The sequence below is a fragment of the Limnobacter sp. UBA7229 genome (genome assembly GCF_002473065.1).
GTDB lineage: Bacteria > Pseudomonadota > Gammaproteobacteria > Burkholderiales > Burkholderiaceae_B > Limnobacter > Limnobacter profundi.
The window spans coordinates 70,398-85,751 of sequence record NZ_DKTN01000002.1; the positions used below are offsets into that span (position 1 = coordinate 70,398).

The 15,354-nt window shown below is 51.9% G+C and carries 10 protein-coding genes; 3 read left to right on the plus strand and 7 right to left on the minus strand.

Annotated features, from left to right (window positions below):
* Positions 1-4: 4 nt before the first annotated feature.
* The 3 genes from B4C79_RS00480 to B4C79_RS00490 all read right to left on the minus strand — a co-directional run bounded on the left by B4C79_RS00480 (position 5) and on the right by B4C79_RS00490 (position 1,974).
* Entirely contained in the window at positions 5-1,210 is a 1,206-nt protein-coding gene (locus B4C79_RS00480; RefSeq protein WP_291740125.1) for an acetyl-CoA C-acetyltransferase, read from the minus strand.
* A 147-nt stretch (positions 1,211-1,357) separates the two neighbouring features.
* Positions 1,358-1,783 carry a type II toxin-antitoxin system VapC family toxin gene (locus tag B4C79_RS00485; protein ID WP_206018526.1) on the minus strand — a complete coding sequence of 142 codons (426 nt, stop codon included), beginning with the start codon at positions 1,781-1,783 and terminating at the stop codon, positions 1,358-1,360.
* Positions 1,780-1,974: a type II toxin-antitoxin system VapB family antitoxin gene (locus B4C79_RS00490; protein ID WP_105027346.1), complete on the minus strand. Its 195-nt coding sequence runs from the start codon at positions 1,972-1,974 to the stop codon at positions 1,780-1,782. The genes B4C79_RS00485 and B4C79_RS00490 overlap by 4 nt, the downstream gene beginning before the upstream one ends.
* A gap of 98 nt (positions 1,975-2,072) precedes the next feature.
* On the opposite strand from B4C79_RS00490, the gene B4C79_RS00495 reads away from it, so the two are divergent.
* From B4C79_RS00495 to B4C79_RS00505, 3 genes are all read left to right on the plus strand, one after another.
* On the plus strand, positions 2,073-2,699 hold the full coding sequence (locus B4C79_RS00495) for a TetR/AcrR family transcriptional regulator (RefSeq protein ID WP_105027347.1): 627 nt from the start codon (positions 2,073-2,075) through the stop codon (positions 2,697-2,699).
* A 68-nt stretch (positions 2,700-2,767) separates the two neighbouring features.
* Positions 2,768-4,027 carry a hypothetical protein gene (locus B4C79_RS00500; RefSeq protein ID WP_291740122.1) on the plus strand — a complete coding sequence of 420 codons (1,260 nt, stop codon included), beginning with the start codon at positions 2,768-2,770 and terminating at the stop codon, positions 4,025-4,027.
* A gap of 100 nt (positions 4,028-4,127) precedes the next feature.
* Complete coding sequence (locus B4C79_RS00505; RefSeq protein WP_291740121.1) at positions 4,128-5,333, plus strand: ammonium transporter; 1,206 nt, start codon at positions 4,128-4,130, stop codon at positions 5,331-5,333.
* A 15-nt stretch (positions 5,334-5,348) separates the two neighbouring features.
* On the opposite strand, the gene B4C79_RS00510 is transcribed toward B4C79_RS00505, so the two are convergent.
* From B4C79_RS00510 to B4C79_RS00525, 4 genes are read right to left on the minus strand one after another with little or no spacing between them, the layout of a single operon-like run.
* The gene (locus B4C79_RS00510) at positions 5,349-6,050 is read right to left on the minus strand and encodes a DUF599 domain-containing protein (RefSeq protein WP_105027350.1); all 702 of its coding nucleotides are present in this window, start codon (positions 6,048-6,050) and stop codon (positions 5,349-5,351) included.
* Positions 6,047-9,319, minus strand: coding sequence for a glycosyltransferase (locus B4C79_RS00515; RefSeq protein ID WP_291740119.1), 3,273 nt, complete (start codon positions 9,317-9,319; stop codon positions 6,047-6,049). Before B4C79_RS00515 ends, B4C79_RS00510 begins: the two co-directional genes overlap by 4 nt.
* 12 nt (positions 9,320-9,331) lie before the next feature.
* Positions 9,332-13,384, minus strand: a complete 4,053-nt coding sequence (locus B4C79_RS00520; protein WP_291740118.1) for a translocation/assembly module TamB domain-containing protein — start codon at positions 13,382-13,384, stop codon at positions 9,332-9,334.
* On the minus strand, positions 13,381-15,165 hold the full coding sequence (locus B4C79_RS00525; RefSeq protein ID WP_291762185.1) for an autotransporter assembly complex protein TamA: 1,785 nt from the start codon (positions 15,163-15,165) through the stop codon (positions 13,381-13,383). The genes B4C79_RS00520 and B4C79_RS00525 overlap by 4 nt, the downstream gene beginning before the upstream one ends.
* Between the last annotated feature and the right edge of the window lie 189 nt (positions 15,166-15,354).

Consider the following 15,354-nt stretch of genomic DNA (forward strand, 5'->3'; position numbering starts at 1 on the left):
CCAATTAAATGCGTTCGATGATGGTGGCAATACCCATGCCGCCGCCCACACACAGTGTGGCCAGGCCCAGGGTTTTGTCTTGCCGCTCAAGTTCATCGAGCAAGGTGCCCAAAATAATTGCGCCTGTTGCGCCCAGTGGGTGGCCCATGGCGATCGATCCGCCGTTCACGTTCACGCGGTCCAGGCTGATACCCAGGTTGCGTGCGGTTTGCATGGGTACCACAGCGAATGCCTCGTTGATTTCCCACAAATCGATGTCAGAAGCTTTCAAGCCTGCTTTTTGCAGAGCCTTCAAACAGGCTGGCGTTGGGCCAGTCAACATGATGGTGGGCTCAGAGCCAATCACCGCTGCCGCACGAATGCGTGCACGTGGCTTCAAGCCAGCCTTGCGTCCGGCTTCCTCGCTACCAACCAATACCAAAGCAGCGCCATCTACGATGCCGGAAGAATTGCCCGCATGGTGAATGTGGTTGATGCTTTCAACGGTGGTGTACTTGCGCAGGGCGGTTGCGTTGAAACCCATGCTGCCCATCATTGCAAATGAGGGCTGCAAAGTGGCCAGGCTTTCCACGGTGGCATTGCCACGAATGAATTCGTCGTGGTCGAGCATGATCAAACCATTCAGGTCCTTCACAGGCACACGGCTTTTGTTGAAACGGCCTTCGGCTTGGGCCTTGGCAGCACGGCGCTGGCTTTCCACGGCGTACGTGTCTACATCGGTGCGGCTAAAGCCTTCCAGCGTACCGATCAGGTCGGCAGAAATGCCTTGGGGAATAAAGCCAAGTTTGTCGTTGATGCGGGGGTCCATGAACCAGGCACCGCCATCGCTGCCCATGGTCCAGCGGCTCATGCTTTCTACGCCACCCGCAACCACCATGTCTTCCAGACCGCTGCCTACCTTGGCTGCTGCCAGGTTCACTGACTCAAGGCCTGAAGCGCAGAAGCGTGACTGGGTTACACCCGCAACAGTTTCAGCCCAACCAGCATCCAGCACAGCAGTGCGTGCAATGTCAGCACCCTGCTCACCCACTGGGGTTACGCAACCCAGCACCACATCGTCGACGAGGCTGGTGTCGAGATCATTGCGCTGTTGCAAAGCGGTCAGCAGGTTGTTCAGCAACCAAACTGGTGTGGCCTGGTGCAGGCTGCCGTCTTTCTTACCTTTGCCCCGTGGGGTTCTTACTGCGTCAAATATCAGTGCCGATGGCATCTGTGCCTCCTGGATTTTCTGGATTCGGTAATGAAAATTACCGAAGGTATCGTGAATTCTTCACGGTCCAGAATGGCGATGTGCAAACGCACAATCAACCCAAGAAGTTACTTTAGAGTGTCACCTCTATGCATATGGTAATTTGGCTTACCGTTTTTCATCCCCTGTGTAGCGGCGCGCTGAATCATGCATGAAAAACCGGTCTTGAATCGGCGGCTGCAAGCCCAATTCCTTTACGACGCGCAACAACGGCATGTCGCGAGTCCACAGCGTAGTTCCCGGCGACAACAGCACGGAGGCCAACAGGTGCGTGTCCACATAACCCAAGCCCTGTGCATGCAATTTACGCAATTCGATCAGTTCAAGCACCTCGGCTGGCGAAGCAGGCACTGAGGGCTGCAAATCGGCCAGCCAATTCAGAATGCGATCACGGTCTTGAAGGTTGGCCAGTGCCATTTCACCCAGCACAAAAGGATGACCCAACACACAGCCCTCGTTCAGCAGGCGAACCAGTTGGGGTTCGGACTGATGAAAATGATCCACCCACACGGTGGTGTCGACGAGTACCTTCACAACTGCCACTGCCTGCGAGGAATGTTTTGTAATTCGGGTTGGGTGCCCCCCAACAAGGCCAGCCTGCGGGCGCTTTCCCGCTGTATCAGTGCGCGCAGGGCTTCGCGCAGCAGTTCATTTCGCTCGCCAAGACCGGAAAGCTGCTGGGCTTTGGTTAATAATTCATCATCAAGGTTAACGGTTGTTCTCATGGTGTTGGGTGCTTGTGGTTGACCGCACCAACATTAGCACCAGATGATTCGCCTTTTGATTCACCCCATTGAACCCACGGCAAGTGGGTCCGGTCACTATGAACGCAAGCGCAAGCAACAACAAAGTCGATGTGAATGCCAACCCCGCCAACATGCGAAAGGCCACGCTGGACCGCATAGAAAATGCAGTGCTGGAGCTGTTTACCAACCATGACTTCAACAGCGTGCCTTTAATTGAGGTGGCCCGCACCGCCAATGTCTCACTGCAAACCATTTACAAATACTTTGGCAGCAAGGAACAATTGGTGGCCTATGTGCTGGACGCCACATTGAGCAGGTTGGCCAACCGCATGATCGACCACCTTGAAGGCATTGAAGACTACCGGGAACGCCTGCGCAAAACCCTGTGGGTGATGCTGGACTACTTTGACAAGCACCCCAAGGTGATATTGCTGTTGACCGTATCAATCCCGGCCAGCCGCTACCAGGACTTGCCCGTGTATGAAAGCCCGGAGTTGATGGGGGCTTTTCTGGGCATGCTGAAAGAAGGTCAGCACAAGGGCGTATTTAACGACACCGTTTCAAGCAAAATGCTGCTGGACGTGTTCATGGGCGTATTCGGCCGCGTGGCTCAAATGCACTTTTTGCGCAAGGAAAGCCACAAACTGATTGACCAGTTTGACGACCTGTTTGGAATTTTATGGGGTGCATTGAAAGCGAACTGAAGGCGAACTGACATGGAACCTTGATCACTGATTGGGCACACAATACAAATCAAGCCACCACAATCTGCATGTCGAGTTCTGTTGAAGGTTTCACTGCCGCGGGCTGGAGTCAGCTTGCTGCGCAGGCTGCAAAAACCATGCACACTGATGCGGGTGGCATCGACTTGCCCGCAATTGCACCAAGCGGTGCAGCCTGGGCAGCTTTCAAGCAATCTCCCGAATTACGCGCAGCCTACACTGCGCAACTGAACACCACCATCAAGAATATTCAGCAGTTTGTGGGGCAACACGCAAGTACGGGTGCACAACGGCAAAAAGCAATTGGTAATTTGAATCACTTTCTTCAAACCCGGGTCAATTGCAATGCCGACAAGCTTTCACCGTTGGTCGTCAACGAAAGCCGGCGCAACCTGAACCTGTTTGCACAACAACTGAACAACCCGAACATTCCAGCGGACAAAAAACTGTCTTGCGCACTGGCCTTGGCAGAGGGGCTGGGCGTGTGCAATGAAGGCGAAACGCTGAACATTCTTGAAAACACCAGAGACCTGTGCAGCCAGCAAACAGGCTTGGCCGGGGTGTTGACCCGCGCCAAAAACAACCTTGTCGAGCAACACCTTCAACAATTGGTAAGGCATGAAGACAAGCCACGTTTAAATGACGAACTTGCCCTGCAACTTGAAATTCACCATATTCAAGCCCTGAAGAATCATGTGGCAGGGCAATGGGGATTGGAAGTAGTTGAGGACCGGTACGCCACACAGGCTTACCAAAACCAGGCGGGCCCGATGGCTGAAGAACTACTTCGGCAAACCATTACACCCCCCGTGCTGGCCAATACAGTTGCCGAACAAATTGCCCAAACGTTTTGCAACCACACCCACAGTAAATTAAGTACCGGCATCCCGACTGAACAACTGAAAACCGAGCCTTTGCGCCGGGCCATTCAGGCCGAATTCGGATCGGAAATTGAACTGGAAAACTGCCTTGAATTCAATGCCGACTACACCCAGGTGAAATTAAAGCCATTGGCCGAAATTTCACTGCATGTCATTGAAAAATGCCAAGACCTGGGCTTGATAAACCCACATGCCAATCCCGTTGGTGTGCTGAAACAAAGCACCCCCGATCTTCAAGCGTGCATCAAGCAGGTGGGGTTCCTGCGCGGCGCACCTGCCAACAACCCTGCGCATTCGCCCATGTTGTGTAACTTCTGGGCAGGCTACACAAAAACTGTGGTGTCCGATTACGAGAAAAAACGACATCAGAAGGAGAACTCTCCCGCCGACGTGGTCCGCATTCTGAGAAAGCTTGATATCCAGACCTGATTGAATTCGCACCAGTACGGTGCAAAAATTGCCTAAAAAGCGGGCATCGTTTTTGCAACTAATGCCCCACTTTTAACCAAAAACCTCAAAATTCACCAAAATGGAACAAATTACTCTCGCACTGGACACTCTTTTTGTGCTTCTAGGCGCCATCATGGTGCTTGCAATGCACGCCGGTTTTGCATTTCTGGAAGTGGGCACGGTGCGCCACAAGAACCAGGTCAATGCCCTTGTCAAAATTCTGGCTGATTTTTCAGTCAGCACCATCAGCTACTTCTTCATCGGTTATGCCATTGCTTATGGCGTGGGTTTTTACGAACCAGCTACCGTGCTTAATGAAGGCAACGGCTATTCGCTGGTGAAGTTTTTCTTCCTGCTCACCTTCGCGGCCGCCATTCCTGCCATTGTGTCGGGTGGCATTGCCGAGCGCGCGCGCTTTGTGCCCCAATTGGTGGCCACCGCGGCTTTGGTGGGTTTGGTTTACCCCGTGTTTGAAGGCATGGTGTGGAACGGCAACTATGGCTTTCAGGAATGGCTGACTGCCAGCTTCGGCGCCCCCTTCATGGACTTCGCAGGCAGCGTGGTGGTTCACGCTGTGGGTGGCTGGATCGCCTTGGCCGCCGTGTTGCTGCTGGGCTCACGCCGTGGCCGCTATACCAAAGACGGGCGCATCAGCTCGCACCCGCCCTCATCCATCCCCTTCCTGGCGCTGGGCAGTTGGGTGCTGGCAGTGGGTTGGTTCGGTTTTAACGTGATGAGCGCCCAGAAAATTGAAGGCATTTCAGGCTTGGTGGCCGTAAACAGCCTGATGGCCATGGTGGGCGGCACCCTGGGTGCCTTGGTTGCGGGCCGCAACGACCCAGGCTTTGCCTACAACGGCCCATTGGCCGGTTTGGTGGCTGTGTGTGCAGGCAGCAATATCATGCACCCGCTGGGGTCGCTGGCTGTGGGCTCCATCGCAGGCGTGCTGTTTGTGTACATGTTCACTTTCACGCAAAACCGCTTGAAGGTTGACGATGTATTGGGTGTGTGGCCATTGCATGGCATTTGCGGCGCCTTTGGTGGTATTGCAGCAGGCGTATTTGGCCAGCAAGCCTTGGGCGGCATGGGCGGAGTGTCGTTCATGAGCCAGTTGATCGGCACTGTGGCTGGCGTGGCATTCGCTTTGCTGGGTGGCTTCGTGGTGTATGGCCTATTGAAAATGACTGTGGGTATTCGCCTGAATGACGAAGAGGAATTCAACGGTGCCGACCTGACCATTCACAAGGTCAGCGCCAGCCCCGAACGCGAAACCAGCAGCTGGTAATTTACAGGCAAATTTTTATCTCGACATGATCTCCAGGGCTTCTGAATAGAAGTCCCTGCGGATCAACACAAACACGATCAAAGCGCTAAAGGCCATCAACAAACCTGGATGAATCATCCAGGTGACCGAGGCAATACCGAAATAATAACTGCGCAAGCCTCGGTTGAATTCATCACCGGCCAGGCTGTTGATGCGCGCCATGCGCGACACATAGGCTTCGTTGTAATCCTTGTCCGGATTACCGTCGGGTGCAGCACCTACCAAAATGGTCAGCAGATTGAATTGGCGCAAACTCCAGGTGAATTTAAAGTAAGCCACCACAAACACGGTGAGCACCAACAGCACCTTGATTTCCATCAAACCGCGGCTAACCTCCCGGCTAAACGGCAAGTCGCTGGTAATGTTGACCAACTGATCGAGCGTACCCAACAGGGCGAACAAACCGGCAATGATGTAAATCGTTGTGTTGGCATAAAAAGTAACACTGTTGACCAGGTTACCGATCAACGCGGTGTCGCCCACGCGGTTGCTGCGAGAAAGCATTTCACGTGCCCACAGTTTGCGGAACTCATGCGTTTTTTGCGCCAATCCATGGCGACCAAAGCGGCTGCGACCATCGAACACGTAGTTGTAACCCCGAAAGCAAATCACAAAAAATGCAACCGCGATCCAGTCGAATACGGTGAGCAGGGAAATTGCGGTTTGAACAGCAGTCATGACGACACTCCAACAACTGAGAACAATTGACGCCAATTGTGCGCCGCTTCGGCGTGGCTGAAACGGTTCGCGGAAGCAAAAGCCTTTTTGCTTAAGCCTTCATGAAATTCGTAACTGTCAAAAACAGAAAGTATTTGATCCGCGAGCGCATCTGTATCCCCAAATGGCGCTAGCAAACCAGTTTCACCGTGCACAATCAAATGCGAGGGTCCATACGGCACGTCAAAAGCAATTGCAGGGCATGCGTGGCAAATACTTTCCATAATGGCCAGTGAGTAAGCCTCGGCCTGGCTGGTCAACAGCGACAAACCTGCACGCATGTAATGGGCCGCAGGATCATCTGTCCAGTCATTCAAACCAACATGGTTCTGCAAGCCCAACGATTCAAGCTGTGTCTTCAAATCAGACAAGAGGGAACTACCCGCCACTGCAAAACCGTAAAAATCAAGACGCGCCTCGGGATACCTCTTCACCACTTTGGCCAAAGCTGCGATTGCCAGGTTATGATTTTTCTCGGGGCTGTATCTGGCCATGGAGACAATTCGAAATCTGTCCCGAGTCTTGAAATCCGGGATGGAGTCCTTTAATTCGCACGAATGGCCAATGGGAAACATTTGCCCTGCCCCGTAGCGTGCAGAGATGTCATTCATTTGTTGATCGGTCAGTGTAATGACTGCATCCGGACGCTTGATGTCGTGCAAGATGTCCCTGAAATTGGAGTTGGTCGGACTCGTGGCCATATCTGCCACGGTGTGTGTATGGATAGCGTGAATAACAGGCACCACTGCCACCTGCCCAGGCGATTCCCGATGCAAGTGATCACGCGCAGTCACCGCAGGCAAGTACCAATACCGATTTTTGTCCACGATGAGCACGTGTTTACCGCCCTGCTTTTTCAACATGGAAACCAAAGCATAAGTCAGCCATTCCGATTCACTGTGCAAACAGGCCACGAGCGCCCCGGTTGAATTGTGTAGGCGAACATCCGACAGCAGTTGTTTTTTGTCAATTCGCTTGTAAAGCTTGGCAATGGCCAATGTGCCATCGGGGCGCAAGTAGTGTTCATGGTTCACCGCGCCATCTGAATCCAGGTACTGCATGCAACTTAAAAATCCACGGCAATCGTAATAATCCTTTCTGAACTTCACTCCGCCAGAAAAATGATTGATGTGAATCAGCATGTCGTTCACAGGATTGCGAACCACGTACATCAGCAGTTGTCCTTGCGGGCTCGTTACGCGAATATCCCGCCTGCCGGCGACCAGCTGGCTGCGAAGCATTGGATTCTCAAAGAGCGACTGACCAGTGTTCAGTTGAGTTGAAACGAGCTCTGCATCCTGAAAATAATCGTGAACTGACCGGCACACTGAAGACTCGGGCAAAGCCTTGTTGGCCACCAACTTCTCGATTGACTCATGCAATCGTGGGTTATAGCGACAGGTCAACAACACTGGTCGCACATGCATCTCTTGCTCAAAAACCCGATATCGAAGCAAAGCTGCATTCTCAACGCCCGAACGCTGAAAACCAAAGTTCTGGTTCAGAAACCAAAAATTGGTCTCTTGAACTTTGGCGTTCAATGCCTTGTTTGGCTTGGCCGGTTCCAGATTCTGAGACAAGGCACCCTGCACCAAAAACTTCCGGTAAGCCACCAAACCCGATACATAGTGCTCTACATCATCAATACGCACCCGGTAAGCATGATGCCGAATAAAAAACGAACCGTTCAGCGTGTCGGGTTTCGCAAAATACATGGCCCATTCAGGCCAAAAATAACCGGTTGTCAAATAATTGGCGCGCCAGTGCAGGGCTCGATAAAACTTCTCGGTGTCCACCTGTGCATACAGGTCGGCAAACTCAGGCATGGTTTGCAAACGAGAGAGCATTTGTTCGGCGGCCATCATCAACTCGAGCAAGGTCGGGAAAGTGGTGATGCGTGTCAGCACGAAATCCAGGTGATTTGCGAAATTGCGAATTCCGAACTCAAAGTACTCTCGCTTGGGTCGGTACTGGGTAAGCTCGTTCACGCAGTAGCTCATCCAGTGATCATTCGCTTTCCAGTGACGGGCTTCAATAAAATATTCAAAAGCCAACTCCACCGCTTGAAGCCACCTTGCCCTGCGGGTGATTTTGTACAAACGCATGAGGGCGAATGCGGCTTCACCATCGTAATAAATAATCCTGAATTGTTCTTTGATGGAAAGATCAGGATAGTTAAGCACATGCACAAAGCGGCGAGTGCTCGGATTAAGCATGGCAACCAGGCCTTGGGCCAGTTGCTCCATCAATTCAATGTATTCCGTGGTGCCGGTCAGTTCGGTGTACTTGGCCAACGCGAGAATACACACCGCATTGCCACCCAGCTTGATTTCATTGCCGGTGTCGACCAAAAAGGCCGCCTGAATTCCACCGCTTAATTCAACCCGCTTGATCAACTCCTGCGTCAAGCAAAGTAGCGAACGTTCAATCGCCGACTTCAAAAAAGCGCTTTGTGTGACTTCCCATGCCTCAATCATGGCGTAGGTAGAACTTGCATGGCGAAGGGTGTTGTAGGTTGGAATTTCCTTGTTGAAGCATGGAAACAATCCATACACGAACTGGCCGCTGTCCTTGACTTGCCGGGCCAGAAATTCGCTGGCATTGAACACCAGCTGCCGGCAGGAATCTGCATCCAGATCGGGGAGCGTGCGACGCCCTACAGCCACACCGTGAGGCTCCAGGCCGTGCACGGTTTCATCCTTACCGATGTAAGCACCTTGCGTCAAAAACAGATACACCGGCTGATCATCATCATGATTCAACACGAATGGTTGACCATATTTCTTTCTGGCGTACTTTTCGAAATTTATAACATGGAGCTTCGCGAACTCTTCCTCTGAGCCGCCGTACAACATGGCGTTGCCGTTGAGCTCGCCCCACAAAAAAGAATGTTTGAACTGCGGATCCAGGGCGATTCCATAACCGAAGTAATTTCGTTTTGTTGTTGACAGCAGCGCCTTTAGCTCCGCCCAGCTTGTTGTTTGAATTTCGCTAACCCGATCTACGCGTACATGCTCAAAATCGAGCAATGTTTTGCGAAAGGAAGTGCACGCATGGGAACTTAGCGCATTCCAGCTGGCTGCAAACGACTGACCCACAAATGTTTCTACGCTTGCGCGCTCAAGCCCATTGGAAGTAGACAACATCAAGACGCAGGGTTCGTGGTCGCGGACCAAGCTCACACCGGCAAACCAACTACCCAGTTTTTCAAGTCTGACAGGATTGATCATGGTGTCCTGCGATCAGTCAAAAGAGAATTGATAAAGCACATCCACTGCATTGTCCGCACCGGCTCGTGCGATGAAACTCAACTTGCGAGAGTATTGATAGTTCAATTTCAGAATACTGGCAGCCGTTGTTACAGATTGATCAAAACTCAGGTAAACACGATCGCTGAATCGCTTTCCCAGCGACACAATACGCTGGGAGAGCAAGGGGTCGTCCGATCCAATCACGTTTGCAGAGGCATCTGCACCGGGCGCAATAGCCACCTTGCTGCCCACTGCGCGGGAATCCGCTGCAGTCAGGGAACCAGTACTTAAACTCAAATCATCAATCCCGATTGATTTCGCAATTTTGCGCGTGGTGCTTTCGTCTTCATCACCAAAAATTGCCGCAGCTGCTGTCAGCAACAAAGTGGAATCACGATCTGCTGAACCACTGCCGCGCCCAAGGATCATCCACGACAGCTTTTCAGAATCAGGGACTGCCGGTTCACTCACCAGACTAACCTTGGGTCGCTGCGCCGTACCAGTCACTTCAACACCCGCTTCAACTGCAACGCCTTTGCGCACCGCACGAACATTCAGTCCCGGGTTGTCCAGAGGGCCCTGGAAATTAACCACGCCGCGCTCGATTGACAGGTCTTGCCCGTATGCACGGTAGGTACCACTCACTGTTTGAATGGTGCCAGTTGCGCTCAAACGCCGGCCTGATCGGCGCTGCCCACTGCCACCTACCCCTTCAAGCATCACCAAACGCAAACCACCCTCAAGTCGACTTCGCAAGCCCTCAGCATTCACGTAAAAGCGTTCGCCCAGATTGGCGCGCAACTGCAGATCAATTGGCAAACCCTGCCCGGCCAGTTCACTGCGCCCCTGAATAAACACATCGTCGCCCAAGGTTTGTGGACCACTTTCGGGCATCTCAAAATATGCGCCAAGGGTATCCACTTCCCCCCGAATTTTTAAGGGTTGGCCCTCGACACTGGGTTGCTGCACAGTGACAGTCGAGTTCACCATCATCCATCGGTCAGGGCGCTGCAACAAGGGAACCCTGTCCATGGACAGTCTTATTTCACCATTCAGACCTGTCAAATTCCAGACACCCTCTGCCTTCACTTTCCCGTTGCCCTGGATGAGAGGACCCAACTCCTCGATGTAGCGCCGAGGCGGGCGACGGTTGTATACCGTGAATTCAAATGTGTCGATACTGGCCTTGTCGGTGGTGAAGTCAACCACCACGTTACCGTCTTCAAAGCGTACCCCTTGATCCAGCTGAAACACATCCAGATCCATTGCAAACAAACGCCCCTGCACATCCGGGTTGTTTGCAGTACCTGCAATCGCCATTGCAACCTGGCCTGCACCGCTGGTTCTAACCCCACCGCTCATCATGGGCCCAAGCCAGTTAAGCTCTGTAAAGCCGGCTGCCACAGAGCCCTGCATGGCTTGATCACCAGCAATTTCCCAAGCCTTGGTTTGCGGATTCTGTTGAACCGGCAATTTCAAGTTTGCAGTCACCGCACCGAAATCGTCAGCAAGAATGTTCAAATCCACACTGGCCGCCTCTCGGTTAAAGTCAAGATTTGCAGTCAGGGTTCGAATATCCACGTCCACTTGTGAATCCTCCAGAATCTGCAAACCACCTGACACATGCCGGATATTCACACGACCATCCACCTTGTTGGGATTGGCCAGGTAGGTCCAGTTCACTTTCGCGATCAGGTCTTTGGGCTCTACCGTCAATTGCTTGCGCAATATTGGCGACATGCGTGGGAAATAAAACTGGGGCATTTCACCCTCAACCCGAATCTCCCTGTTCGCAATGCGAAGAATTCTGTTGTTCAACACCGAGGTGTCTTCACCTTTGAGAACAAAATCTGCAAGTTCGACATACCCCGGTGCAAGAACAAGTGGTGCCGGTGCCTGAAGTGAAAAGCTGCGGGCAGGCAACCACATTCCCTCCACTTTCAGTTGGGTAAGCTGTCCTTTCCAGCCTGAAACCGATTTCGGTGTGCGCAAAACACCGATCCCACCCGCAAAAGCAAACTCGCCTTTCAATTGACGCAAGCGGCTAAATGGCTGCAAGCCACTGGAAAATACACCCCGTAACTCATGCTGATTGCGAATGCCTCGAAGCGTCAGTTTTAATTCATTCAAGGTGTTGGTTGCCGCGCCAGGCACCTTCACTTTGCTCGCCACAATGTCACCAACCCAAGGTGAACCTGGCGCCGAACCAAGGTTGAACTGTCCGGACACGGTCTCGATTTGAATGGTGTCATCCAGTTTCAATTGGCGAACGTCGACATTGCCTTCACCCGAGAAGTTTCCGTCAAATCCACGCAGCTTTCCTTTCAATCGCACCGTTCCCGAAAGTGTCATTTGAATCAGTTTTCCGAGGCGCGGCAGCTCATCCAGGTTCAAATCCAAATCCACGAAATCAGACTGTGTTCCGTAACTCCCGTTGGCTTTCACTGTGTTGCCCACCACGTCCAGGTCCAGCAGCACATTGCTTAAGCGCGACACGCCGCCAGTGGCTTTGGCAACCAGTGTAAGCGGGGCATTGGCCAAACGGGAATTCACCAAATCAAGATTGAATTCACCCAAAGGATCAACCGTTCCAGCCTGTCCGCTTTGAACCAGAACGCCCTTGAAAGAGGCCTTCCCGTTCAAGTCACCTTGCAAGAAAGGACTGGCATCCGGAACGTAGTTGGCCGGATTGATCTTCATCAATTCAATCTGAACGTCGGTTGGCATTTTCCCAAGCAAATCCACATGCAACTTCCCGCGAAGCTCAGCTTGCCGGTCGCGAACCAAAAGGCGATCTACCCGCAACTGCGTACCGTTTTTAGTGCCTTGAATAGAGGAGGTCAACGCGAGCCGTTGAGGCAAAGTGGCAAACACGGACGCATCTACATTGCTTGTCTTGACATCAAAATTCACGTCTCCGGCCAATACATCAAGCGTGGGCACTTGATCAACCGGCTGCTTCGGCGCGCGCCATTGCATGACAGCACTCGCATTGCCAGCCTGACGTTTTCCATCGGCCAACTGAAGCTGATCCACCCACAAATCGAGTTGTTCGGGAAGTTGATTTTGTAGAACCAACTTGAAACGGGTTTGCATGAAAGCCAGTGGCAAACCCCCAGACTGAACAGTTGAAGGCTGCGCATTCCGAACCGAGAAATTACCAATACTTTCGGAGAAATCTTCATTGGGCTCAACGGTTGCAACAATCGCTAGCGAGGCGCGCGGTGCCCCATCCAGCCAATTGGATGGATCAAAATTTTCCGCGTTTATACGCACAGTTTCAAATGGGGTTGAACCCCACAACGTAAGCACCGCATTGGCTTGCACACCCTGGGTTTGATCTGCCCTTTCTGGGTTTTCCCCTTTGGCATCCAGGGCAAGCTCCAAGCGCTCCAGGGAACCTGTTGCCGCCAGCGTGGCATTCAGTAACACATCCTCCAAATTGCGCTGTGCATTCATAGACCCAGTGATTTGATAAGGCTTCGTCAAAGTCATTTCGAGTGTGGAATCGACCTGTGAGTCACGCACAGTCAAGGAAAAATTGTGAACGCTTAGCTGTTCCGATTGAACCGAAGCCTTCACATACACCTGCTTCAATTCCTCACCATTCACCAACAATTGCCGCACGCTGAAATTCTGCAAATCCAGATCAACTGGCAGGCTGATTTTTTCCGGCAATACCAGAGGTGTATCGTCTTCAGAAGGCGGTGAATCGACGCGCACAACCTGTGCAGACAAATTGGTGATTCGAATCAATCGATTCAAGGCACCCGACCAGTCAATTACAAGCTGAATTTGCTCAGCTTCAACCTTGGTGTCCTCTTGCTGCCATCGAATAAACTCCAGGTCAAACCCTTGCCACAAAGTGCCCTGAATGCGGCCAAACTCAAGTTGTTGGTCCGTATTGGCATTCACCCAGTCCTGCGCTTGAGCAACAGTAAACCGAAGGCCTTGTTCCGAGTGAACCACCCACAAAATTCCGGCTGTAGCAGCCACCATGGCCGCCAGCAGCAATGTACAAAATGCAAAGAAACCGCGCTTCAAAATGCCACTCCCAGCGCGAAGTGAATTCTTAAATTGTCCTGGTCTGTGGCTTTGGCCACATCGAAAGCGATAGGACCGGCAGGTGTTTTGTATCGCACCCCCACACCAATGGCTGGTTTAGGATCAAAGTCGCTCCAGTTGTCTGACACATCACCCACGTCCGTAAAAACTGCGGCGCCAAGCGGCCCCCCATCGAACCAACGTGTGTACTCTAAACTACCGATCATCACGCGACGACCGCCCACCAAAACACCTTGATCAATAACACCGAGGTCAAGAAAATCGAACCCGCGAAGGCTGTTGGTGCCCCCAGCGCGGAAGAGGTAATCCTGTGGAATATCCCGACGCGCACTGGCCACAACCGTACCAGCCTCGAATCGGGCAGAAAACAAATTCTCCCGGGACGGTGACCAAAACTTCTGCACTCGCCCGTATAAACGCACAAAATCCTGATCGGAGGCAAACTGTTCCGCAGCAACAGCCAGTTGGCCAAAGGCAATATATCCCTCAGAGGGATTCAATCGGTCGTCAACAGCATTTCTTGTCCACGATGAACTTGCAACCAGGGCCTGAGTTTGTCCGAAGTTGATGCCAAGTGCCCTTCGCTCCTCCAGCTGAAAATTCAGACCCAAACGGAAATCATTGATGCCTTTGTTGAATTCCCTGATCACGCCTACAGAGGAGCGATCCACCTCAAGGTTTGATATTTCCTGATGATCAATTGCAACCCCAACCGAATCGGTAATTCCGCGGATTGACGGGGGAAGAAATACATCGGCATAAGCCGATTGACGCTTTTGCTCAACCCGAACACCAGTGACAAGTGAATAAGCCCGATCAAACAAGTTATTGAATTGATAAGTAGCCTCGGTCCGAAACCCGGTGTTGGAGCTGTAACCTGCACCCAACCCCAGACGCTTGCTGTCACTTTCCATCACCGTGACTTCGATTGGAACATTCACAGGCTGTCGATCATCCGCATCAATTTTCACATCAACGGCTGAAAAATAAGTTGTACCTTGAAGTTCTGCCAGCAGCCTTAACAGCCGCTCTTGTTCATATCGATCGCCGGGACGAATGGTGTTGTAACGAGAGACCAAATCTTTGGGGTATTTGTTCAGCCCTTCTATTTGCAACTCGCCAAAAGTAAACACGGGGCCACTGTCGTAAACCACACGCAAGGCAACCGTATTTTTCTCGGGGTCGACATCGGCAAGACTTTCAGAAAGGGTTGCCGCAGCGAAATCTTTGGCCAGCATGTCTCGCAAAAGACTGTCTTTGCTGGCACTCCAATCCGCTTGATTAAAGGGTTGACCAACCCCCAACAGCCACAAAGTTTTCAATCTCTCACGGCGCTGCGCGAATTCGTCTTGGTTGATTTCACCATCGAATTGAATATCCACTGAGACAATTTTACTTTGCACCCCTGGCTCGATATTGATGTTCAGTGGTGGCGCCACATCCTCAGGAACTGTTTCATCAACAATCCTCTGAATCGAGGGGGAAAAATAACCTTCCGTACCTAACGCATCTCGAATGGCTGGCCGCAATCTCCTGAAGAGTTGCCATGCATCCCCGTTGTCATTCACCTGTGCAGTCAAGCGAATTTGTCGCGTGGACTGCTCAATCAAATCGTTGAACTCAGAAGCAGTTTGATAATTCACAATCGGTGGATCAAACTCGGTCACCGTGTCTTGAGCGTAAACCAAGCCAATGGGTAGGCCTATTGCACAGCAAGTGGCACAAAGCCAGCGAACAGCCCTGCTTTTGTGGTTAGCCAAAAACTTCTTCATGCTTTCCTGAATGGATTAATCGATTCTCCCTAGATTGACACTTTGACACCCCGGCAAGACATCGTGAATTGGTCAAGCCCAAATTGCCAATAAAAATACACAAATTTACCCTGAGGCCGACTCAATCTCATTGAAAGTCAGGCGGGGGTTCAAAAACTACAATCTCTCATCCGAATA

Coding starts and splice junctions, on each gene's coding strand:
- B4C79_RS00495 (WP_105027347.1), top strand. CDS start 2,073: ATGAACGCAAGCGCAAGCAACAACAAAGTCGATGTGAATGCCAACCCC.
- B4C79_RS00515 (WP_291740119.1), bottom strand. CDS start 9,319: ATGATCAATCCTGTCAGACTTGAAAAACTGGGTAGTTGGTTTGCCGGT.
- B4C79_RS00480 (WP_291740125.1), bottom strand. CDS start 1,210: ATGCCATCGGCACTGATATTTGACGCAGTAAGAACCCCACGGGGCAAA.
- B4C79_RS00510 (WP_105027350.1), bottom strand. CDS start 6,050: ATGACTGCTGTTCAAACCGCAATTTCCCTGCTCACCGTATTCGACTGG.
- B4C79_RS00505 (WP_291740121.1), top strand. CDS start 4,128: ATGGAACAAATTACTCTCGCACTGGACACTCTTTTTGTGCTTCTAGGC.
- B4C79_RS00500 (WP_291740122.1), top strand. CDS start 2,768: ATGTCGAGTTCTGTTGAAGGTTTCACTGCCGCGGGCTGGAGTCAGCTT.
- B4C79_RS00490 (WP_105027346.1), bottom strand. CDS start 1,974: ATGAGAACAACCGTTAACCTTGATGATGAATTATTAACCAAAGCCCAG.